Raw genomic sequence first — 265 nt, forward strand, 5'->3', positions numbered from 1 at the left:
GCGAGCATCGCCCAGCTCGACGCCGGCGGCGTCACCCCCTCGATGATGACCTGACGGTACATCGTGATCAGTACATACAACGGGTTGAGTTGGATGATCGCATGGAGGGCGGGGTGGTTGTCCGTGAAACGCGTTATCGGAAAAATGACTCCGGAGCCGTACACCAGAAGACGGGACACGAACGGCACCATGCGGCTCACATCCGGAAGGAGGGTGCTGAGCCGCGCCAGCAGGAGCATGATGCCGAAGTTTAGGATCTCGTGCA

1 pseudogene is annotated in these 265 nt (G+C 60.0%); it reads right to left on the bottom strand.

The annotated features are described in order from the left end of the window. Nucleotides 1-239: pseudogene (locus KVS67_RS12120) on the bottom strand (ABC transporter); the annotation flags it as partial. Nucleotides 240-265 lie beyond the last annotated feature (26 nt).

It is taken from the genome of Micrococcus sp. GbtcB5 (assembly GCF_019091605.1).
Taxonomy (GTDB): Bacteria; Actinomycetota; Actinomycetes; order Actinomycetales; family Micrococcaceae; genus Micrococcus; species Micrococcus luteus.